This window comes from Staphylococcus sp. FSL W8-0304, assembly GCF_038006565.1.
In the GTDB taxonomy this organism is placed as follows: Bacteria; Bacillota; Bacilli; order Staphylococcales; family Staphylococcaceae; genus Staphylococcus; species Staphylococcus epidermidis.
Genome location: NZ_JBBOVL010000002.1, coordinates 1 through 20,147, shown reverse-complemented (window position 1 = coordinate 20,147; position 20,147 = coordinate 1). Strand labels below are relative to the sequence as shown.

The 20,147-nt window shown below is 27.9% G+C and carries 24 protein-coding genes and 3 pseudogenes; 20 read left to right on the top strand and 7 right to left on the bottom strand.

The genetic code is table 11. The features are described from left to right. Positions 1–122 precede the first annotated feature (122 nt). From NST35_RS12040 to NST35_RS12030, 3 genes are all read right to left on the bottom strand, one after another. The gene (locus NST35_RS12040) at positions 123–320 is read right to left on the bottom strand and encodes a hypothetical protein (protein ID WP_002447389.1); all 198 of its coding nucleotides are present in this window, start codon (positions 318–320) and stop codon (positions 123–125) included. A 142-nt stretch (positions 321–462) separates the two neighbouring features. Beyond that, positions 463–1,251, bottom strand: a complete 789-nt coding sequence (locus NST35_RS12035; protein ID WP_002485423.1) for a hypothetical protein — start codon at positions 1,249–1,251, stop codon at positions 463–465. A gap of 458 nt (positions 1,252–1,709) precedes the next feature. Beyond that, positions 1,710–1,880: a hypothetical protein gene (locus NST35_RS12030; protein ID WP_002485421.1), complete on the bottom strand. Its 171-nt coding sequence runs from the start codon at positions 1,878–1,880 to the stop codon at positions 1,710–1,712. Between the two features lie 82 nt (positions 1,881–1,962). On the opposite strand from NST35_RS12030, the gene NST35_RS12025 reads away from it, so the two are divergent. Both NST35_RS12025 and NST35_RS12020 read left to right on the top strand, forming a co-directional pair. Continuing rightward, positions 1,963–2,597, top strand: a protein-coding gene (locus NST35_RS12025; RefSeq protein WP_325959088.1) for an IS6 family transposase whose coding sequence is annotated in 2 segments (ribosomal slippage) — positions 1,963–2,089 and positions 2,089–2,597 — 636 coding nt in all. Because the reading frame shifts where the segments join, the coding sequence is not laid out codon by codon here. A 332-nt stretch (positions 2,598–2,929) separates the two neighbouring features. After that, positions 2,930–3,070 carry a hypothetical protein gene (locus NST35_RS12020; RefSeq protein ID WP_002447906.1) on the top strand — a complete coding sequence of 47 codons (141 nt, stop codon included), beginning with the start codon at positions 2,930–2,932 and terminating at the stop codon, positions 3,068–3,070. 1,130 nt (positions 3,071–4,200) lie between these two features. Here NST35_RS12020 and NST35_RS12015 read toward each other — a convergent pair. Next, positions 4,201–4,812 (bottom strand): CPBP family intramembrane glutamic endopeptidase, encoded by a 612-nt coding sequence (locus tag NST35_RS12015; protein WP_002485439.1) that lies wholly within the window; start codon positions 4,810–4,812, stop codon positions 4,201–4,203. Between the two features lie 121 nt (positions 4,813–4,933). Between NST35_RS12015 and NST35_RS12010 the strand changes: the two are divergent. Beyond that, positions 4,934–5,607 (top strand): annotated as a pseudogene (locus tag NST35_RS12010) (IS6 family transposase). 178 nt (positions 5,608–5,785) lie between these two features. Here the strand turns inward: NST35_RS12010 and NST35_RS12005 are convergent. Continuing rightward, positions 5,786–6,100, bottom strand: coding sequence for a hypothetical protein (locus NST35_RS12005; protein WP_002447385.1), 315 nt, complete (start codon positions 6,098–6,100; stop codon positions 5,786–5,788). An 89-nt stretch (positions 6,101–6,189) separates the two neighbouring features. On the opposite strand from NST35_RS12005, the gene NST35_RS12000 reads away from it, so the two are divergent. The 4 genes from NST35_RS12000 to NST35_RS11985 all read left to right on the top strand — a co-directional run bounded on the left by NST35_RS12000 (position 6,190) and on the right by NST35_RS11985 (position 9,148). After that, the gene (locus tag NST35_RS12000; RefSeq protein ID WP_324186101.1) at positions 6,190–6,732 is read left to right on the top strand and encodes a MauE/DoxX family redox-associated membrane protein; all 543 of its coding nucleotides are present in this window, start codon (positions 6,190–6,192) and stop codon (positions 6,730–6,732) included. A gap of 5 nt (positions 6,733–6,737) precedes the next feature. Further along, positions 6,738–7,178: a hypothetical protein gene (locus tag NST35_RS11995; protein WP_002485022.1), complete on the top strand. Its 441-nt coding sequence runs from the start codon at positions 6,738–6,740 to the stop codon at positions 7,176–7,178. A 19-nt stretch (positions 7,179–7,197) separates the two neighbouring features. Beyond that, complete coding sequence (locus tag NST35_RS11990) at positions 7,198–8,916, top strand: ABC transporter ATP-binding protein (protein WP_002447382.1); 1,719 nt, start codon at positions 7,198–7,200, stop codon at positions 8,914–8,916. Positions 8,917–8,992: 76 nt separating this feature from the next. Then, positions 8,993–9,148, top strand: a complete 156-nt coding sequence (locus NST35_RS11985; protein WP_002485021.1) for a hypothetical protein — start codon at positions 8,993–8,995, stop codon at positions 9,146–9,148. 105 nt (positions 9,149–9,253) lie between these two features. Here the strand turns inward: NST35_RS11985 and NST35_RS11980 are convergent. Further along, positions 9,254–9,888, bottom strand: a protein-coding gene (locus tag NST35_RS11980; protein WP_225973834.1) for an IS6 family transposase whose coding sequence is annotated in 2 segments (ribosomal slippage) — positions 9,254–9,762 and positions 9,762–9,888 — 636 coding nt in all. Because the reading frame shifts where the segments join, the coding sequence is not laid out codon by codon here. Positions 9,889–10,157: 269 nt separating this feature from the next. Between NST35_RS11980 and NST35_RS11975 the strand changes: the two are divergent. The 13 genes and pseudogenes from NST35_RS11975 to NST35_RS11915 all read left to right on the top strand — a co-directional run. Further along, a pseudogene (locus NST35_RS11975) lies at positions 10,158–10,268 on the top strand (RepB family plasmid replication initiator protein); the annotation flags it as partial. A 119-nt stretch (positions 10,269–10,387) separates the two neighbouring features. Then, positions 10,388–10,966: a signal peptidase I gene (lepB, locus tag NST35_RS11970; RefSeq protein ID WP_002447379.1), complete on the top strand. Its 579-nt coding sequence runs from the start codon at positions 10,388–10,390 to the stop codon at positions 10,964–10,966. A gap of 87 nt (positions 10,967–11,053) precedes the next feature. Then, positions 11,054–11,338 carry a hypothetical protein gene (locus NST35_RS11965; RefSeq protein WP_002447378.1) on the top strand — a complete coding sequence of 95 codons (285 nt, stop codon included), beginning with the start codon at positions 11,054–11,056 and terminating at the stop codon, positions 11,336–11,338. A gap of 839 nt (positions 11,339–12,177) precedes the next feature. Then, positions 12,178–12,756 (top strand): DsbA family protein, encoded by a 579-nt coding sequence (locus tag NST35_RS11960; RefSeq protein ID WP_002485180.1) that lies wholly within the window; start codon positions 12,178–12,180, stop codon positions 12,754–12,756. A gap of 276 nt (positions 12,757–13,032) precedes the next feature. Then, on the top strand, positions 13,033–13,626 hold the full coding sequence (locus NST35_RS11955; RefSeq protein ID WP_002447377.1) for a phospholipase A2 family protein: 594 nt from the start codon (positions 13,033–13,035) through the stop codon (positions 13,624–13,626). Between the two features lie 151 nt (positions 13,627–13,777). Further along, positions 13,778–14,650: pseudogene (locus tag NST35_RS11950) on the top strand (replication initiation factor domain-containing protein). A 31-nt stretch (positions 14,651–14,681) separates the two neighbouring features. Beyond that, positions 14,682–14,936: a hypothetical protein gene (locus tag NST35_RS11945; RefSeq protein WP_225983019.1), complete on the top strand. Its 255-nt coding sequence runs from the start codon at positions 14,682–14,684 to the stop codon at positions 14,934–14,936. 283 nt (positions 14,937–15,219) lie between these two features. Beyond that, positions 15,220–15,600 (top strand): plasmid mobilization protein, encoded by a 381-nt coding sequence (locus NST35_RS11940; RefSeq protein ID WP_002447374.1) that lies wholly within the window; start codon positions 15,220–15,222, stop codon positions 15,598–15,600. Then, on the top strand, positions 15,585–15,773 hold the full coding sequence (locus tag NST35_RS11935) for a hypothetical protein (RefSeq protein ID WP_002447373.1): 189 nt from the start codon (positions 15,585–15,587) through the stop codon (positions 15,771–15,773). Before NST35_RS11940 ends, NST35_RS11935 begins: the two co-directional genes overlap by 16 nt. Further along, the gene (locus tag NST35_RS11930) at positions 15,760–16,704 is read left to right on the top strand and encodes a relaxase/mobilization nuclease domain-containing protein (protein WP_002447372.1); all 945 of its coding nucleotides are present in this window, start codon (positions 15,760–15,762) and stop codon (positions 16,702–16,704) included. Before NST35_RS11935 ends, NST35_RS11930 begins: the two co-directional genes overlap by 14 nt. Beyond that, on the top strand, positions 16,673–17,128 hold the full coding sequence (locus NST35_RS11925) for a DUF334 domain-containing protein (RefSeq protein WP_002485179.1): 456 nt from the start codon (positions 16,673–16,675) through the stop codon (positions 17,126–17,128). Before NST35_RS11930 ends, NST35_RS11925 begins: the two co-directional genes overlap by 32 nt. A 41-nt stretch (positions 17,129–17,169) precedes the next feature. Continuing rightward, the gene (locus NST35_RS11920) at positions 17,170–17,361 is read left to right on the top strand and encodes a hypothetical protein (protein ID WP_002485175.1); all 192 of its coding nucleotides are present in this window, start codon (positions 17,170–17,172) and stop codon (positions 17,359–17,361) included. Positions 17,362–18,180: 819 nt separating this feature from the next. Further along, the gene (locus NST35_RS11915) at positions 18,181–18,333 is read left to right on the top strand and encodes a hypothetical protein (RefSeq protein WP_002485176.1); all 153 of its coding nucleotides are present in this window, start codon (positions 18,181–18,183) and stop codon (positions 18,331–18,333) included. A gap of 560 nt (positions 18,334–18,893) precedes the next feature. Here NST35_RS11915 and NST35_RS11910 read toward each other — a convergent pair. Then, positions 18,894–20,147 (bottom strand): replication initiator protein A (locus NST35_RS11910; RefSeq protein WP_340747317.1); only part of this gene is annotated, 1,254 nt, incomplete at its 5' end.

Sequence of the window (20,147 nt, the reverse complement as noted above, 5' to 3'; positions counted from 1 at the left end):
GAGAATATGCTATTTTTTAAAATAAATTCACTTTAATTGAACTCAAAATATTAAACGTTCTAGATTTATTTATAAAGTTAGATCAGGCTATTTTACTTAATTTCAAAAAAAAGAAAGCTAAATTAATTAGCCTTCTTATATTTATTAGCAGCATTTCTAATATCGAAAATTGAAACATCTTTTATTTCTTTATTAATATAAACAACATTTTTATGCTCAATAATTAATGCAGTTTTATTTGATTCTGATAAAACTTCACTGTCAAAAACATCAACAACATCTACGTCTTTGAAATAATAGTTAGCAACATTCATAATCATTTTTCATTCATTTTAAAAATTTCTTTTATATTTTATTATCTACTAAATGGTTATATAAATAGCCACTAATAATAGACAAAAATAGAGGTACTCATAAAACTTATGAGTATCTTTATTTATAGTTAAGTTATAATATTGTTTCTCAATGCTCAGAATTCTTTCTCTCAGCGTCTTCTTTCTTTTCTTTATTAAGTAATTTCTCATATTGTTCAATATGCGTTTTAATCATCTTATCTGTTGCAGATACATCACCTCTTTGTAATTTTAAATCAAAGTAAACTGCCAAAGAGTTCGCTAATACAAATGCGATTAATGTAATTAAAAGCATTATAAACAATTCAATGCCTTTATATGCCGTGAATATTCCAACATACACTTGTGACATTAAAAGTGGTAAAGCAAACCAACTAATAAAGGATATCAGTTCATAAACTTTAGTTACGTTTCTTTTTTTATAAATACTGTTTTGACTTTTCTTTAGTTTTTCTAATCGTCCACTTACTTTGAAATCATTATCTACGATACAGCTCGATATATCTTTTAATATATCATTTGAATATTTACTAAACATATTGTTCTGTTTAATACTCTTTTTAAAGTCTGCTGCCATAAGAAAACTATAATTTGTCTTCATATAATCTTTTACAAAGAATAAACTGAATACAAAAAGTAATATCAAAAGTGCACTTACTTCTATTAAACTATAAATTCCTTTAAATTCTTGTGATTTATAATCACCATAATATATCTTTGAATATAAAAACATCATTAAAACAATTACGAATAACGAACATAATAAACTAATAATTAAACTTCTAAAATAGAGTTTTATATTACTTTTGGGATTTTTTTTAAAATATTCATTTACGACTTTAAAAACCGAAAACAAAGTAGGTATTGCTACAACTACACTAATTATATTTTTTAACATATTTCCTTCCTTTCGTTTTTGTATTAAAAAATATCAATTGATAGCATAAAAGATATCATTATTCACCTCCCTTATGTTCATCTTTAGTAATTTAAATTCAGAGTATAAAATACGAATAATGGAATATTAAAAGTAACTATTCGATATATATTTGATGTGTGTAACGACAATTTATAAGAATAATATGACACCACATATGATTAATTAATGTATATAGTAGCATCTAAATTGAGATACTTAATGCAATTTACATCCAACTTTTTGTACTTTAATATATCAAAAAAGGAGACTAAAATTACTTAGTCTCCTTAATAATTATTAGCAGCAGTTCTACTATCATAAATTGAAATAGAAATGAGCAACATTCGTAATTATTTCCCATTCATTTTAAATCCTTCTTTGTTTTTCTTTCCTTCGGTTATAATCTAAATTAGTAGTATCAATATCAAATTGTTGTACTATATTTCTTTTCCTTTTGATTGTCCAAAGTCTATTTCTTCTTCTTCATAACGACCATCATTTCTATAAAAATCTTGAATCTCATCTTTTATAGACTTTTCCTTTTTGGTAAATGTTACAACGCCATCCTGTATATCGACTTCTAAATTGTCTCCGAGGTTCTGTTGCAAAGTTGAATTTATAATATAATTTTAACAAAAAGGAGTCTTTTGTAAGAACTATTTCAGATATAAACAATTTAACAAGGATGTTATCACTGTAGCCGTTGGCTACTATCTAAGATATGCATTGAGTTATCGTGATATATCTGAAATATTAAGGGAACGTGGTGTAAACGTTCATCATTCAACGGTCTACCGTTGGGTTCAAGAATATGCCCGATTTTATATCAAATTGGGAAGAAAAAGCATAAAAAATCTTATTACAAATGGCGTATTGATGAGACGTACATCAAAATAAAAGGAAAATGGAACTATTTATATCGTGCCATTGATGCAGAGGGACATACATTAGATATTTGGTTGCGTAAGCAACGAGATAATCATTCAGCATATGTATTTATCAAACGTCTCATTAAACAATTTGGTAAACCTCAAAAGGTAATTACAGATCAGGCACCTTCAACGAAGGTCGCAATGGCTAAAGTCATTAAAGCTTTTAAACTTAAACCTGACTGTCATTGTACATCGAAATATCTGAATAATCTCATTGAGCAAGATCACCGTCATATTAAAGTAAGAAAGACAAGATATCAAAGTATCAATACGGCAAAGAATACTTTAAAAGGTATTGAATGTATTTACGCTCTATATAAAAAGAACCGCAGGTCTCTTCAGATCTACGGATTTTCGCCATGCCACGAAATTAGGCATATGTTAGCCAGTTAAGGGAACAACGACATGATAAAATGGTAATTAGCTATATTTTTCTAACTTTGCAACAGAACCAGAAAAATCATGATTCTTTTAATTTATGAAATCTTATTATTTTTAATAATTTCATTCTCATATTTTTTAATTCAAACTGGTTTTACGAACATACATTTTCGAATCTTAGCTTCAATATTCGAAATGTTTACAGCAAATTTGTTTATGTATGACATGCTTCTATATAAAAGTCCAGAATACAATGTAGTAGACTGACCCCAATTAGTGGGAATTATATAAAAACACTTTCGTTGAATTCATATTAAAATGAATCATACGGAGGTGTTTTTTCTATGAAAAGAGTTTCTTATTCAGTAGAAACAAAGTATAAAGCAGTTGAAATGAAAGCAGCAGGATTTTCAACAAAAGAAATTATGAAAGAATTAATCAAAATATTCCATTATTTCGTTCGATTATTTAACAAGAACTCCTGAAAAAATGCAGAACTTATTAATGACTTAGAATGAATTTTATATCGAAAATGTATACTAAGTTTCGGTGTAATTACTTAAATAAAAACATAAACTTTTAAATTTAGATAACACTGAATATGGTAATTTAATTCAAAAAATGATAAAAAAACACATTCAATTACAGCAATTGGGCATTTCGAAAACAAAATTATCTCTTAAAAAATAGGGAACTTTAGCTAAAAAATCTAGCATTTGTTATTGAAAAGTCGTAAAAAAAGTATGGGTACAAAATGGGTACAGATACAATATGTAGGGGAACATTTTGGGTACAAACACAATTTATAGGGGTACTTTTTGGGTACAAACACAAAATTTAGGCACCAAAAGAAAAACTCTGAAACCTTTGAAATGTCTGGCTTCGCCAGACCTACCTTTGTAAAAGGTGGCAAATTTCCCTTATGCTCTTAACTCATGATTTGGGTTCAAATCAAAATTTTGGTGTTTTAAAAGAAAAATGTCTCCGAAAAAACTAAAAAACAAAGTTGGTTTTTAAATGATTTTATGCCAAATTTTAATTTACATGTAACTGATAAGCGTCTCAAAAATTTGTCTCTGGTTCATCAAAAAAGTTTAGACTTGTTTTTTTACTTAGCTCATATTTGTGTTCTCAGATCCTTTAAATGATTTTGAATTAAATATACATAAAATACGCCTAAATGTTCTAAAAATATCTTTAAATAACAAATAAGGTATTTAAAATTTTAATAGGACTTGTGATAAAGTTTGTTGAAAAGGAACTCTATATTTTTTGGAATTTTTGTATGCTTGTTAAATATCTTAGTTTCTTTAGCAACAGTTTTTGAAGAAGAGACAACAAATTTATTTGCTAAAATAAAAGATAAAAATAAAGAAGAGAATCATTAAAAAAAAGGAGTGTTTTTAGATGTCATCTCGTATTGTTGTCCAACTATTATTATCTATTTTGATGCTTTTTTTTATACATCAACAAATAAATCAAAGTCATTTAGATTTTTGGTTTATTATTTACTTCTTATTTTTTATAGCTGTGGTTTTGTTTTGGAAACCTTCGAAAGACAAAAAGTAGACCATACATTTATGCCGAGAAAATTTTTGGTTGGAATAAAGCGATATTAATATAAAGTTGCTAATAAATTATTTAATATGTGGATTATGATTGGTATCTCTAGTCTTTGAGTTTTATAGTAATTTATTGAATAAATGATTGCTGGGATACCATAAATTATGTAATCTGTTGCATTTGTTGGACCATGAGAAAGCGTAAATAAAATTATAGATACTATTACACCTAACCATTGTTTTTTTTGAAACATAACTTTAATTAAAATTCCTCTGAAAATACATTCTTCTATTATCGGTATAAAAATTCCTAATGTAATTATTGTTATGAATAATTTTGAATGATTAACTGCCTCGTTTAATCCATCTTCGTTAGCAGGTATAGAAGCAAAGCTAGTTATTAAAGATGTTGATATTTCCAGAATTAGAAAACTAATTATGATTATAGCTAATTCTTTTTTCTTTAAACTTTTGAAAGAAAATAAATTAAACTTAAAAAAAGTACATAATCCAAGAGTTAGGAACAAACAAATTATGCTTATTATGTAAAATATAGGTTTAGTTAGGTACGTAAAAAATAGCATTTCACAGATAAAAAATAAGATGATAGTAATTAGTGACTGTATTATTAGTGTAATCTGTGATTTATCTTCTAACTTTTTCATATTTACACCTTTCTTTTTTGTTTTTTTGAAATGAGTTGAAAACGAGTTTCTTCTTGTCTTGATACGGTTCTGTTGCAAAGTTGAATTTATAGTATAAGTTTAATAAAAAGGAGTCTTTTGTATGAACTATTTCAGATATAAACAATTTAACAAGAATGTTATCACTGTAGCCGTTGGCTACTATCTAAGATATGCATTGAGTTATCGTGATATATCTGAAATATTAAGGGAACGTGGTGTAAACGTTCATCATTCAACGGTCTAACGTTGGGTTCAAGAATATGCCCGATTTTATATCAAATTGGGAAGAAAAAGCATAAAAAATCTTATTACAAATGGCGTATTGATGAGACGTACATCAAAATAAAAGGAAAATGGAACTATTTATATCGTGCCATTGATGCAGAGGGACATACATTAGATATTTGGTTGCGTAAGCAACGATATAATCATTCAGCATATGTATTTATCAAATGTCTCATTAAACAATTTGGTAAACCTCAAAAGGTAATTACAGATCAGGCACCTTCAACGAAGGTCGCAATGGCTAAAGTCATTAAAGTTTTTAAACTTAAACCTGACGGTCATTGTACATCGAAATATCTAAATAATCTCATTGAGCAAGATCACCGTCATATTAAAGTAAGAAAGACAAGATATCAAAGTATCAATACGGCAAAGAATACTTTAAAAGGTATTGAATGTATTTACGCTCTATATAAAAAGAACCGCAGGTCTCTTCAGATCTACGGATTTTCGTCATGCCACGAAATTAGGAATATGTTAGCCAGTTAAGGGAACAACGACATGATAAAATGGTAATTAGCTATATTTTTCTAACTTTTCAATAGAACCATTTTAAATAAATGTATTTAAAATTCAAATAACAATTGCGATGGGGGGAATTTGTTCAAAAAGAAGTTTTTTGAGAGCTATTAGTTTCTTTTATAACAATTTAACTCAACATATACTTTTACGTGTTTGTGTGAGAAAGCAACTCTGGCAATGGTGAAAACACGTAATAACCAACTAATATCCATACTATTGGCATAAAAATAAGAACAGTATAGTATAAGCCTTTATAATTCTTTGAAGAATCACTTTTTCTATTTTTAATATAATAAAAGCTCGTTATAAGCATTGAAATAGTGAAAATAATAGTTATAATAACTAATAAATTATTACCGGCTCTTGTAGTTTCACCACCTAATACTATATCTTTTATTGCTACAAAAATCATGTTTATTAAAAATAGCAGACTACTAATTTTAAACATCTTTTCAAACATTAAAGCACCTCCTAAATATGGTTATACCTTATTTTAACATATTTTACTATAATACCTTTTTCTTATTATAACTTCAAAAATTATGCCAAATGTTTTATCCTTTATATTATATACTTTTAGGAGTGGAATATATGGATATTCTATTTAGTATTGCTATAACTTACATTTTGATTCAAACATTGGTATCAGGAATTTTAAAAATTTATTCTTTTTCACATTTTTCTCTAAACACATATGAATTATTAAATCATAAGGTGAATTTAAAACTAATTAAATTTTGTTCATTTTTACTAATATTTATAGAAGTTTTTGTTCCACTAACTATATTTCTTTCACTGAAAATTTCTATGTGGAGTATGACAATACTCTTATTAATGTATACTTTTTTTAGTTTATTTGTAACGGTTTTAATATTTATAGGAAAAAAGGGCCAAGAATGTGATTGTTTTGGTAAAAGATTAACAAGTAATATAAACTGGACCAAAGTGTCAATGAATATGCTTAGTGTATTAATTATATCTTGCTCTTTTAAATTTGATATCACCATAAATGTATATTATATAATTATAAACTCTGTTTTTTTATGTTTTTATTTCTATATAAAAACAATAATCAATAGAAAGGGACGATGAAATTCATGGTATACATAATAGCTTTGTTACTGTTTGTTTTAATTATAAGCATCATATTTTTCTATAATGATATAAATAGAAAAATATTGGATTTGCAAGGAATCCCTATATCCTTATCTTTCCCATACAAAAATTTTAATTTAACAGAAAGTAAAAATTACATTTTTTGTTTAAGTACTCAGTGCCCCCACTGTGCTAAAATTATAGATGAGTTGCTGAGCTTAAATGATCACTTAAATAATGTCTATGTAATTTTTATAGACGATGAAGTTGCTGTAGATAACTACTTTAATACGAAAGGTCCATTCAATTTTAAAATTATAAAAGATATTAATTGGGAAGAATTATTCATTTCACAAACTCCATTTATGTATGTTGTAAATGAGAAAAATATCATTACTGAAAAAGGTATATTAAAAAACACTAAGAACTTAGAAATTTATTAAAAGTATTTTGGAGGATACTATGAAACAAAAAAACCCAGTTTTACATTTAGTTAATGAGATTGAAATTCCTAAGTGGTTACTCTTTTTCTCTGTTTTATTATCAATAATAGGCAGTATATTTCAACTTATAGTTCCTTTATTCACTCAAAATATAGTTGATAATTTTTCAGAAGTCATAAAAAACAAATACTATATTATAGTATTTGTTTTCATTTTTTTGTTAAGTTCCATCTTGAACGGATTAAGTATATATCTATTAACTAGATTAGGCGAAAATATAATTTATTCTCTAACTAACAAAGTTTGGAATCATATTTTAAGATTAAAAACGTCTTTTTTTGATAAAAATAGTAATGGTGAACTATTAAGTAGAATTATAGATGACACTAAATCAATAAACAGTTTCATTACAGAAATTATACCATCTTTTTTTCCATCAATAATTGTACTATTTGGATCAATCTTTTTTTTATTTATGCTAGATTGGGAAACAGCTTTAATTGCTCTTATTTCAATACCTATGTATGTCATTTTAATAATACCAATAAGCAACGTAATGCAAAAACTTTCTTATAAAACACAACTTGAAACTGCTAAGGTTAGTGGTGTAATAGCTCATGTTTTATCTAAAATCAAATTAGTTAAACTTTCAAATTCAATTAATAAAGAGTTTCGTCAAACTAATTCATATTTACGAAATATATATTATTTGGGGGTGAAAGAAGGTGTTATCAATTCAATTGTAGTACCTCTTTCTACGTTAATTATGCTTGTTTCAATGGGGGGTGTATTAGGTTTTGGAGGATATAGAGTGGCATCTGGAGCCATATCTCCTGGCACGCTTATTGCTCTTATTTTTTATATGACTCAATTAACTGACCCTATTGAAAAAATATCTAGTCTCTTTACAGGATATAAAAAAACTATAGGTGCAAGTCAAAGACTTTCTGAAATATTAAGTGAAGAAAAAGAAAATTTACAAAATAATAATCTTAATATTTTAAATTCAGTAGATTTATCATTTAATAACGTATCTTTCAGTTATGATGAAAACAATCATGTTTTTACTAATTTATCCTTTACTATACCTAAAAATAAAATAACTGCTATAGTAGGTCCTTCCGGTTCTGGTAAAACAACTATTCTTAATTTGATTTCAAGACTATATGAAATTCAAAGTGGTTCAATTAAGTATGGAACTAATTCTATTTATGACTATTCTTTAGTTAATTGGAGAAAAAATTTAGGATATGTTATGCAAAACTCTGGTGTATTGAATAGAACAGTGAAAAGCAATATTACTTATTCGCTACAAGAGACACCATGTATAGAAGATATCATTTATTATTCTAAGCTAGCGTCAACGCATGATTTTATAATGAAATTACCTAATGATTATAATACGCTTATTGGAGAAAAAGGAATTAATTTATCTGGCGGTGAAAAACAAAGGTTAGATATAGCTAGAAACTTTATTAAAACACCTGGGATTTTGTTGTTAGATGAAGCTACTTCAAATTTAGATAGCGAAAGTGAACACAAAATACAAGAATCTATAAAAAATGTTAGCAACGATAGAACAACAATAATAGTAGCGCATCGTCTTTCCACTGTACTAAAAGCTGATAAAATAATTTTTATCGATAATGGTGAAATTACAGGAATGGGTACTCATGAAGAGTTATTAGCTAGACATTCAAAATATAAAAATATGATTGAGCTACAACAATTAAAGTAAGATATTCAGAATTATATGACATATACTGTTGAATATGTTATTCTCTAATCAAACATATATAAAGGAGGTATTCGTTATGGGTAAAACTCCACAAGTAAAGCCAGGCTTGCCAAATCCTTGGACAACTGCAGCTCAAATTGTAACTGCAGCTTCTTGTAAACATCATACAAAATATTCTTGTGAAACTTCACCAGCAGAAACGAAACATCCAAAAGCTCCGGGCTCAAATTAAAAAAGTGGCTAATTATTAGCCACTTTTTTAATAATCCTTATTTTTGGTTTTGTTGCAAAGTTAGAAAAATATAGCTAATTACCATTTTATCATGTCGTTGTTCCCTTAACTGGCTGACATATGCCTAATTTCGTGGCATGATGAAAATCCGTAGATCTGAAGAGACCTGCGGTTCTTTTTATATAGAGCGTAAATACATTCAATACCTTTTAAAGTATTCTTTGCCGTATTGATACTTTGATATCTTGTCTTTCTTACTTTAATATGACGGTGATCTTGCTCAATGAGATTATTTAGATATTTCGATGTACAATGATCGTCAGGTTTAAGTTTAAAAGCTTCAATGACTTTAGCCATTGCGACCTTCGTTGAAGGTGCCTGATCTGTAATTACCTTTTGAGGTTTACCAAATTGTTTAATGAGACATTTGATAAATACATATGCTGAATGATTATATCGTTGCTTACGCAACCAAATATCTAATGTATGTCCCTCTGCATCAATGGCACGATATAAATAGTTCCATTTTCCTTTTATTTTGATGTACGTCTCATCAATACGCCATTTGTAATAAGATTTTTTATGCTTTTTCTTCCCAATTTGATATAAAATCGGGCATATTCTTGAACCCAACGGTAGACCGTTGAATGATGAACGTTTACACCACGTTCCCTTAATATTTCAGATATATCACGATAACTCAATGCATATCTTAGATAGTAGCCAACGGCTACAGTGATAACATCCTTGTTAAATTGTTTATATCTGAAATAGTTCTTACAAAAGACTCCTTTTTATTAAAATTATACTATAAATTCAACTTTGCAACAGAACCGAATTTTGTATAATGAAATATTTCAATGGTTTTTTACAATACTTTATGCTTTAATACTTGCTCTTATAGTATTTTTTGTCTTTCAATTCACATCTTTAAAAAAGTTTAATGGAACTGGATTTAAACTGTACATTATTTTTATTATAATCGGCTTATTTATAGTTTTTATAAATAAACTTTACAAAATTGGAATTAGGAAAAATGACACATTTTAAATCGACATATCCCAAAAATATGTTTAGAATATTGAAGCAGTATAAACATACTGGTTACATGAAAGTCAAAGCTACAAAATAAAAGTTACATAACACAAGAGAAAGATCCACAATTAGAAAAAGATCTTAAAGAGCTTCGACGTCAACTTGAGATAAAATGTAATAGCGAATAAAAAAGGAGATTTTGTAATGAAAAAAGAATTAAAAGAATGGCTAATAGCTATAATAATAGCTGTATTATTATTATTTTTAGTAAATACATTTTTAATTAAAAGTTATACCGTGTCGGGATTATCAATGTATCCAACATTTAATAATAAAGATAAAGTAATTGTAAGTAAAATATCAAAGTCATTAAATCATTTAGATTCTGGAGACGTAATTGTATTTCATAAAAATAAAAAAAATAATTTTATAAAACGATTGGTTGGTAAACCTGGAGATCAAATTGAATATAAAAATGATAAGTTATATATAAATAAACATTATATCAAAGAACCTTATCTTACTTATAATAAAAAAATGAATGATTCTGGTGATAATTTAACAGAAAACTTTAATGTGTCTGATATTAAAGGATCTAAACATAAAATGACTATACCCAAAGATAAATACTTAGTTCTTGGTGACAATAGAACCAATAGTATTGATAGTCGAAGTTCCGAGGTAGGATTAGTATCTGAAAAACAAATAGTAGGTAAAGTTATTTTAAGATTTTGGCCTTTTAATAATATGAAATACAATTTCAGACCTGATATTTTTAAATAAAAATCACAATAATTTTAAAATTTTTTAAATATTTTTTAGAATTTATGCTATTATGAAAACGTAGTATTTTAAGAACAGAGCTCCTTTATGCATATTGTCAAAAATTTAACTAAGATTACAGTTGCATCTGCACTTTTGTTAGATTTGGGAGGAATTTATGCTAACATAGAGCATCAAAGTAATAATACTTTGAGTCATCATACTGTAGATGCTAAAACTCTTCCCAAGAAAACTTTTACAACTCATAGATCAGCTAAAAAGAAATCCAATTTACCTAAATCTATTCACTATTCTAAAAGAGTTAAAAAAATAAAACTATGCATATCACTTATAGTGGAACTCTTAAAAGAAAGTCTATTAAAAAAATGGTAATAAATATGTAGCCACTTATTCTGGTACATTAAACGGTCATTGGTCACAATATTTAATCTTTTTAAATTCATTTACAAAAGATAGTATGAAAGATATACTTAAAGTAACAAATGAATTGCGAACTAGCATATACAAAAACCCCCACAGCCTGCCAAAGCTTTGTGGGGGTTTTAATTTTATCTATTCAGTTTATCTGAAATATAGTTCGCAACTATACCAGCTATAACTGATACGATAAAACTTGCAACAAATGAAATCGCGACTAGCATATACAACACCTCCTTTGTGCACGGAAGTGCTTCCCAATTATAACAAAATGTCTCGAAACTTGTATGCAGGCATACAATATACATGCATACAATATGCGCGCATCATGTATGCAACAACTAAATACATCTCACAAGTAAACAAGTTTAATAGTTTACTTGTATATTTGTTTACTTGTTTACTATTAAATAAGTATACGCTATGTGTAGGTTACACAAGTGTAACTTACATAAATATAAAAAACCACAACGTTTGAAAGCTAATGAAAACGCGTAGTTAAGGGCATGTATAAAATATGAATAATCCATGAATTCACATAAACGGGACAAACGCCGTCATTTCGGCGTTTGTCCCTTTGTGTTGAGTTGACATAATTCGTTATTATGGGTAGCTCACTTTGTATATTTTGTGTGTGCTCTAATCAGGAATAATATAATTAAAGATTTAAACTAACACATACAAAAAACAAAATCAGCATAACTTTAATAAATAAATCATTTTATAAAATTGATATTTCTGTAAAAAAACAATAGAATAAAAATATAGTTCACATAAAAGAAGGTTCGAAATTTATGAAAAAATATTTATTAATCATATTATTATTACCTTTATTAATTTCGTGTAGCAATAATCATCATAATAAAAAAGTAACTGTTGTTGAGTATGGAGATTATAAATGTCCTTATTGTAAGGATTTTGATACTAAATTAATGCCTAAATTAGAAAAAGAATACATAGACAAAGGAAAAGTTAGTTATTCCTTTGTTAATTTATCATTTTTAGGTAAGGACTCAATAATAGGATCTAGAGCTAGTCATGCTGTTAAAAATATTGCACCTAAACATTACTTAGAATTTCACCATAAAATTTACAAAGAACAACCAAACAATGAAAGAAAATGGATTACTTATAAAAAAGTCGACAATATTATTGACCAACTTTCAATAAAGAAAAAAGAGAAAGAAAAAATCAAAGAAAATTATAAGCAAAAAAATAGCAAAGCTTATAAAGATGCAATTAAAGATAAAAAAATAGCAAAAAAAGAAAAAATTGAAATGGCTCCAACAGTAACAATAAATGGCAAAATGGTAGAAGATCCTTTAGATAAGAATGATTTATTTAAGAAACTCAATAATGAGTTAAAAAAATAGGTGAGAAATAATGAAAATACTAATATATGGACTTAATACACTAAACTATATCATTTTATTATTACTAATCCTTTTAAACTTACATAATTTACAACAAATAGGGTTAAATATTTGTGAATACTTTCTCTTATCTAGTATTGGTATATTGATAATCTCGCTCATTATATATTTTTTTAAAAAGAAAGAAATATTTTTAGTGAGTGTTTTTATAAACTTTTTAAATATAGCGATTATATTCCCTATATTATTATTATCATTATTTTAAGGAGGATTTTTATGAAGAAATGTTTTTCATTTGTACTAATTAGTGTTTTTTTATTAGGCATTGTTTTTAGTATACCTGTTCACGCTCAAGAAAACTCAAATGGAAGTGAAAATCAAGAATTCACACCAGAAGAAAAGCAACAACTTGCAAAAGATAAAAAAGAAGCTCAATTTAATGATTCTTACTTAAAACAAGATAGTGAAGGTAATTTTATCGCAGATAAAAATAAAATGAATGACGATAATTTAAATAAAAATCAACAAGATAATATAATTGAATATAGTAAAGCCAAATCAGAATTAAAGCCTGACGGATTCTCAACTTATAAAAAGAAAAAGAAAAAAATGTGGTACGGTCATTATTGTGGTAAAGGAGATATCGGTGGTAAACCTATCGATGCTTTAGATAGTGCCTGTAAAAAACATGATAGTTGCTATGCAAAACATGGCTGGGGCGCTTGTGCATGTGACGCTCCATTTATAAGAGCCACTAATAAAATTATTAAAAATAAAAAATATAGTGCAAATATGAGAAAGAAAGCTAAACAGGCTAGACTCGTCTTTGCTGGTGGTTACTTTATATCTTGTGCTCCTGGTGCAAATTAATAGAGATTATTAATTATAATTGAACTTGGAATTGTCACATCTTTTGAATTATTTTATGTGTATACATAATGTTTTTATAGTGGCTAATAATTAGCCACTATTTTTTCGTCAGAAAAAATCATAAAGTGCTTGGGAATATTTCCCACCAACCATCTACTCTAATAGCCGGTTAGACGTAAACGAATTTTACATCGCTGAGCCTAAATTGACTTTTGACGCTATGACGATTGTTGAAAATTTTAATACAAGCAACGCAGAAGAATTATCAGAATTTATGAGTACTGAGCCACAAATACGACTTTGAGATATACTCTAAACAAAATTTAAAGCTAAGGCACTTCAAGAAAAAGTTTATATCGAATACGACAAGGTAAAAGCAGATAGTTGGGATAGACGTAATATGCGTGTTGAATTTAATCCCAATAAACTTACACATGAAGAAATGCTTTGGTTAAAACAAAACATTATCGACTACATGGAAGATGACGGTTTTACAAGATTAGATTTAGCTTTTGATTTTGAAGATGATTTGAGTGATTACTATACAATGACTGATAAAGCAGTTAAGAAAACTATTTTTTATGGTCGTAATGGTAAACCAGAAACCAAATATTTTGGTGTTCGTGACAGTGATAGATTTATTAGAATTTATAATAAAAAACAAGAACGTAAAGATAACGCCGATGTTGAAGTTATGTTTGAACATTTATGGCGTGTAGAAATTGAATTAAAAAGAGATATGGTTGATTACTGGAATGATTGTTTTAATGATTTACATATTTTAAAACCTTCTTGGTCTACATTAGAAAATATTAAAGAACAAGCTATGATATATTTATTGATTAATGCTGAAAGTAAATGGGGTCAATTAACAAGACCGACAAAGGTTAAATATAAAAATATGATAAAAGAAATTTCTCCGATTGATTTAACGTATTTGATGAAATCAACTTTAAAAGCCAATGAAAAACAATTGCAAAAACAGATTAACTTTTGGCAGCGTGAATTTAGATTTTGGAAGTGAATTAAATTTTATAAATATGAATAATACTAAATTGGAAAATGGAGATGATTTTTTGAAAAAAGAAGAGTATAGTCTTTTAACTAATTTAATTAATATTTTAGTTGGTATTTTATTGATTATTGCTATTTTACTTATGATTATAATTCCAAATAATAGTGATCTACCTACGTTATTTGCACTTTTAGCATTTACAATATCTTCTATTCCGGGAATTTTGAAAAAGAAAGTAAGTGGTTGGGTACTTGGAATTTTAGGTTTGATATTTATTATTTTATTTTTAATTTAGTTTTAAAATTTATAGATATCGGCAACCACATTTTTGGTTGCTAGGCTTTTGATTTTGAATTGGGGTTTGAACTATGAGTGGCTAGTATTTTGCCACTCATTTTTTGCGTTAACAAAAACATAAAGGGTATGGGGTATAATCCCATCAAGCCGATATATTCAGAACGAAGTGGCTAGAATATACAACGATTGCCAAACCACATTATTACTTTAAATTTTGTTGATTATCCTATAATTTACAAATATAGAAAGTAATATATTTCGAAGAAACGTGGTGGGATTGAATGAGTGAGCATGATAATAATTTGGCTAACGATTTGCATGTTGGGGAAAGCCGAAAACCCAACCGCAAAGAGCCAAAACAAATTAGTTTCAGAGTGAGCGAATCCGAATATGAAAAGTTAAGGTCATCTGCCGAAACTTTGAATATGACTGTGCCTGCTTTCGTTAAGAAAAAGGCACAAGGCGCTCGATTGGTCGCACCCAAATTGGATCAATCAACGCGACAATCGGTAGCGAAAGATTTGAGTATGTTGGGCGCAAATGCCAATCAGATTGCGAAATATTGCAACCAACACCAACATGAAGCACCAAATTATGAAGGTTTAGAACATAATATAAATGCAGTGAGAGAAAGGTTGAATGACATATGGAGAAAAATTTAGAAATAACAGCAAGTCTAATTGTACTGTTACTTTCTTTTGGCTTTTCAATTTGGAATTTTTATATCAGTTCATATGAAACTGCAGTAGTTATGTTAATTATAGGAATTATTAATATTGGTTACCTAGTTAAAGAGATAAAAGAAAAACGAAGTGATACCGATGGCAACAACTAAATTAGGTAATACCAAATCGGCAAGTCGAGCAATCAATTACGCAGAGAAACGAGCAGTAGAAAAAAGTGGATTGAATTGTGATGTAGATTATGCAAAATCGGCTTTTAAACAAACAAGAGCCTTGTATGTTAAAGAAAATGGGATTCAAGCGCATACGATTATTCAGTCTTTTAAACCTGGTGAAGTCACGCCAGAACAATGTAATCAACTCGGCTTAGAACTTGCAGAAAAGATAGCACCGAATCATCAAGTTGCCGTTTACACACATGCAGATACAGACCATGTACACAATCATATTGTCATTAATTCAATTGACCTTGAAACAGGTCGGAAATATCAGAGTAATAAAAGACAACGTGAATTCGTTAAAAAAACAAATGATGATATATGTGTTTCTCATCATCTATCCATTCCAAACAGGCAGGCACAAATTCGCTACACTCAGGCAGAAAAAGGGATTGTCTTTGATAGAGAAGAGTACTCTTGGAAAGATGAATTACGTGAATTGATTGAAAATGCCAAAACACATACAAGCAATTTAGAGACGTTTTCAGAGCATTTAGAAGCAAAAGGAGTAAAAGTTAAGCTTCGTGGCGAAACAATCTCATACAAGCCTGAAAATGCAAATAAATGGGTGCGTGGACGAACGCTAGGTTCAGATTATGAAAAAGGGGCGGTTGATGATGAGCATGAAAGACATCAAGAACAACAAAGAGAACCCGACTATGCAGACAGAATCAAGGTCGACTGGGACGCCATTGAGCGACACACAGAGCAACTTAAACAACAAAGAATTGAACGAGCTCAAAAGACAAAACAAGCTAATCGTAAATTATTTGGAAGAGATACAAGAGAGTCAGAAAACGAGAGAGAAAGAACAAGAAGCCATAACATTAAAATTGAAAGAGACGACGAAGGACTTTCGAGATAATAGCATAAAAACACATAATGATTTCGTAAGATTACTTCAAGATAATTTAAAAAAAGTCAATACAGAAGAGATTCAAGCAGAACTACGACAAGAGATTCGTCAAGTTCAAGATGAAAACAAAGAAATGTTACGTGAAGTGAGAGCATCACATGAGCATTATCAGAAGAGACAAAAACAATTATTTACAGGGATTGGATCAATGCTATTAGTCTTTATGCTGTTTGCTTTAATTATGACCATAGGCAGTGATTTTATGAGTTTCTTGCATGTAGATATATTACAAAAAGCCATAGCAAGCAAAATTAAAGCGTCTGAGGGCTTTATGACATTTGTTTGGTATATTGCATATGGTTTACCTTATGTATTCGCTATAGGGTTATTTATTGGTGTGTATGAATGGATTAGAGTACGGTTCCATGATTAAAAAGGAATGTGCTAAAGTTTTTTGGAAAAGGAGGCTTAATTTTGAAAGTTGTTTTATATTTCTTATATTATTTGATTTCGTTTGTTGTTTTGAAATCATTATTTGATTTAGTAATGCAATTAATGTTTCCAACTGAACTTGATTTATATACCAATTTAATTTCTGCATTGATTTTTTCAATATTTATGACGCCACTCACTTTTGTATTGAAGAAGAATAAAAACAAGAAATAGAGTAATACAATGATTTTTAGTAATTAAAATAAAAGGGGTTTAAAAATGAAAATTTTAAGAAAAGTTATAGTTACCATTATTTCCTTTATTATTAGTTGTTTCGGAGGAGATGCAGCTTCGTATACAGCAGATAGCACGTTTTTAAATAAATTATATTATAAAAAATCTAAAAGAAATAAAAAGTTCAAGTGAAATAATAAGTTTAAATTACTTTCATCAAGTAGAATACGCATTTATGCCGAGAAAATCTATTTGTCGATGAGAGCCCTTAATTAGACTAAAAGCGCCAGCGGGAGGATAGCGTCAGCTATTAAATCGACCGATGGACAGCTTTAGGATTATTAAGGAGCGCAGCATTGTCGACAAATAGAGGAATTGGAATAATGCAATTAAGTTTTAAGATTTTTGTTATAAAAATTTATAATGATTATAGTTGCTTTGGGCGTGTTGTTTGGTTATATGATTAATTAATAAAAAAGAGGTTTAATTATGATAAAAGAATTAATTTTAAGTGTTTTAATTTTTATAATTGTCTTTTTAGTATTAAAATTTTCTGATTATATATTTTTAGCAGAGATTTATTATCTTAAAAATGTATTCTCTACATTGATTATAACTATATTTATTATGTGTATATTTGGGAGGGATTAGATGAATATTAGAAAGTTAATAATTATATTTATTTTAATAGTTCCATTGATATTAGGTTTATTGTTTTTTTATAAAGTTTGAATATACAGAGAGTAAAGTTTATTCATATTTGGTTAATGTTGAAAAAAAACCGAAAGAAGAAGTTAAATTAAAAAAAGTTTTGGTAATTTGCCAGGTGATAGAAACTATTTAATAGAGTACAGAGATAAGGAAAATGGTTCTTTTAAATATTACTATTATGACTATAAAGAAAAGAAAGTAAAAGGAGAAGAAGAAAATAAAAATGGCTGTTCTAAAGATTTAAAGACTAAACCTCAATAGATTTAGTCTTTAAACAATTACCATTTATTATCTACAAATTTAAATCCGTTGTGTTTAACATCGTCTTTGTTAACGTATGAATATGGTGCGACTATACTAGGTTCTAACCAAACACCGTGTTCTGGAATGAGGTATTTTTTCCTGTTTTATAGTAAGAATACCAAACTAATGGTTCTGTTGCAAAGTTAAAAAACATGTAATATTTATACTGAAAAACGAAAAATAATTAATACTAACAAAACTCTTTACTGTTAAAACAATATTTGCTTTTATAGTTTTGTATAGATGTGCATATAATTTTAACTTTGCAACAGAACCTTCACTTTAGTTTTTCATTATAAAACAATTCATAAAATTTAAGCACTTGGCACGGGTTGGATAAAAAGCGTAATCCAAATTTAAACTTTTACTAATGTTTCTTACTTTGTTTTATAATCTGACCTATTTTTGCGATAGCTATTAGGACTAATATAGGAACTGCCCCAGCAATGAATGGTGTTAACATATTAAAACCTCCATCATTCTATAAGTCATGACTTGATTATTGTCACATTATTCAATTATTGATTAAAAATATTATGTTGTTTTATATTTTGACGACGCATGTTCAATGCATGTGCTTCTTCTAATTCAGCTTTAATTGATTGCATAAGATAACCTTGCATTGCATCTACACTTTCATTTTTTTGTATTAACATTGCTTTAAATCGTTTTAAGACGCTCACAATTTCAAACTCAAAATCTTCTAAACGATAGAATGTATCATGATTACTATTAAACGATTTTTTACCTTTGAGTAAGACACTTTTAATAATACGAATTTCTCTAATTTCAAATTTATTTAAGTATTCTTTAATTTGTTGTGGTAGTTCCTCAAGTACTTGAAATTTTAAAGCATCATTATTAAATTCAGTGTATTCATGATTTGTATGATTCGAATGATAATTAGTATTTTTATTTATTTCATATGTATCATTCAAATCATTCGTATCACTAATATTAGTGTCACTAACATCAGTATTACTAATATCAGTATTATTAGTGCGACAATTTTTAAGTTCCGAATCCGACAATTTTTTAGTTCCAGTACCGACAATTTTTAAGTTCCGAACCCGACAATTTTTTAGTTCCTTTATATGAAAAGGTTTAGGGAGTTTAATATATAAATTATTTGCTTTTCCAAATGTTGCACGTTTGTTAATCATCAAACCAGAAACTACAAGTTCTTTTTTAATACGCTCTACTTTTCGTGTGCTAACACCTAAGAATTCAGCCATTTTCTCATTAGAAAAATGGCAATATATTTCACCACTTTTATCCGAAAAATGATTTTTGTATACACTATATTCATAACGGCTTAGGTAAACAGCGTAAGCGACAATTGTCTCAGCTTTAAGATTCTTATATTTAGGATTAGAAAATAATGAATGTGGTAACCGATAAAATTCATCAACATCATGAACATAGAAATATTCATCATAAGGTTTTTTAGGATATAAGCGATTCGGTTTATTTTTTCCAAGACGTATTTCTTCTAATAAACCAAATGCAATGAGTTGCTTTTTTAGGTTAATGACAGTAGGTTCAGATATATTAATTTTATTCATAAGTTCTTTATTAGTATAAATTGAGAATAAACGTCCGTTAGCATCAATAAATTGTGATTGAATACCATGTTGTTTGGCACTTAACTTAGATAAGTTTTGACGTTCGGTTATTAATGCATAAAGCAATTTAGCTTTTATTGATAGTTTGTTAAATGTGGAATCTTCGAATAAGAATTTATATAGTTTTGTAAATCGTTGTTTAGTCAT

Excerpts from the sequence above, each read along its gene's own strand:
- NST35_RS11995 (WP_002485022.1), top strand. The coding sequence starts at position 6,738 with ATGGTATACATAATAGCTTTGTTACTGTTTGTTTTAATTATAAGCATC.
- NST35_RS11940 (WP_002447374.1), top strand. The coding sequence starts at position 15,220 with ATGAGTGAGCATGATAATAATTTGGCTAACGATTTGCATGTTGGGGAA.
- NST35_RS11935 (WP_002447373.1), top strand. The coding sequence starts at position 15,585 with ATGGAGAAAAATTTAGAAATAACAGCAAGTCTAATTGTACTGTTACTT.
- NST35_RS12040 (WP_002447389.1), bottom strand. The coding sequence starts at position 320 with ATGATTATGAATGTTGCTAACTATTATTTCAAAGACGTAGATGTTGTT.
- NST35_RS12005 (WP_002447385.1), bottom strand. The coding sequence starts at position 6,100 with ATGTTTGAAAAGATGTTTAAAATTAGTAGTCTGCTATTTTTAATAAAC.
- NST35_RS12020 (WP_002447906.1), top strand. The coding sequence starts at position 2,930 with ATGAAAAGAGTTTCTTATTCAGTAGAAACAAAGTATAAAGCAGTTGAA.
- NST35_RS12015 (WP_002485439.1), bottom strand. The coding sequence starts at position 4,812 with ATGAAAAAGTTAGAAGATAAATCACAGATTACACTAATAATACAGTCA.
- lepB (WP_002447379.1), top strand. The coding sequence starts at position 10,388 with ATGAAAAAAGAATTAAAAGAATGGCTAATAGCTATAATAATAGCTGTA.
- NST35_RS11960 (WP_002485180.1), top strand. The coding sequence starts at position 12,178 with ATGAAAAAATATTTATTAATCATATTATTATTACCTTTATTAATTTCG.
- NST35_RS11985 (WP_002485021.1), top strand. The coding sequence starts at position 8,993 with ATGGGTAAAACTCCACAAGTAAAGCCAGGCTTGCCAAATCCTTGGACA.
- NST35_RS12035 (WP_002485423.1), bottom strand. The coding sequence starts at position 1,251 with ATGTTAAAAAATATAATTAGTGTAGTTGTAGCAATACCTACTTTGTTT.
- NST35_RS11930 (WP_002447372.1), top strand. The coding sequence starts at position 15,760 with ATGGCAACAACTAAATTAGGTAATACCAAATCGGCAAGTCGAGCAATC.
- NST35_RS11955 (WP_002447377.1), top strand. The coding sequence starts at position 13,033 with ATGAAGAAATGTTTTTCATTTGTACTAATTAGTGTTTTTTTATTAGGC.
- NST35_RS12000 (WP_324186101.1), top strand. The coding sequence starts at position 6,190 with ATGTTTTATCCTTTATATTATATACTTTTAGGAGTGGAATATATGGAT.
- NST35_RS11990 (WP_002447382.1), top strand. The coding sequence starts at position 7,198 with ATGAAACAAAAAAACCCAGTTTTACATTTAGTTAATGAGATTGAAATT.
- NST35_RS11965 (WP_002447378.1), top strand. The coding sequence starts at position 11,054 with ATGCATATTGTCAAAAATTTAACTAAGATTACAGTTGCATCTGCACTT.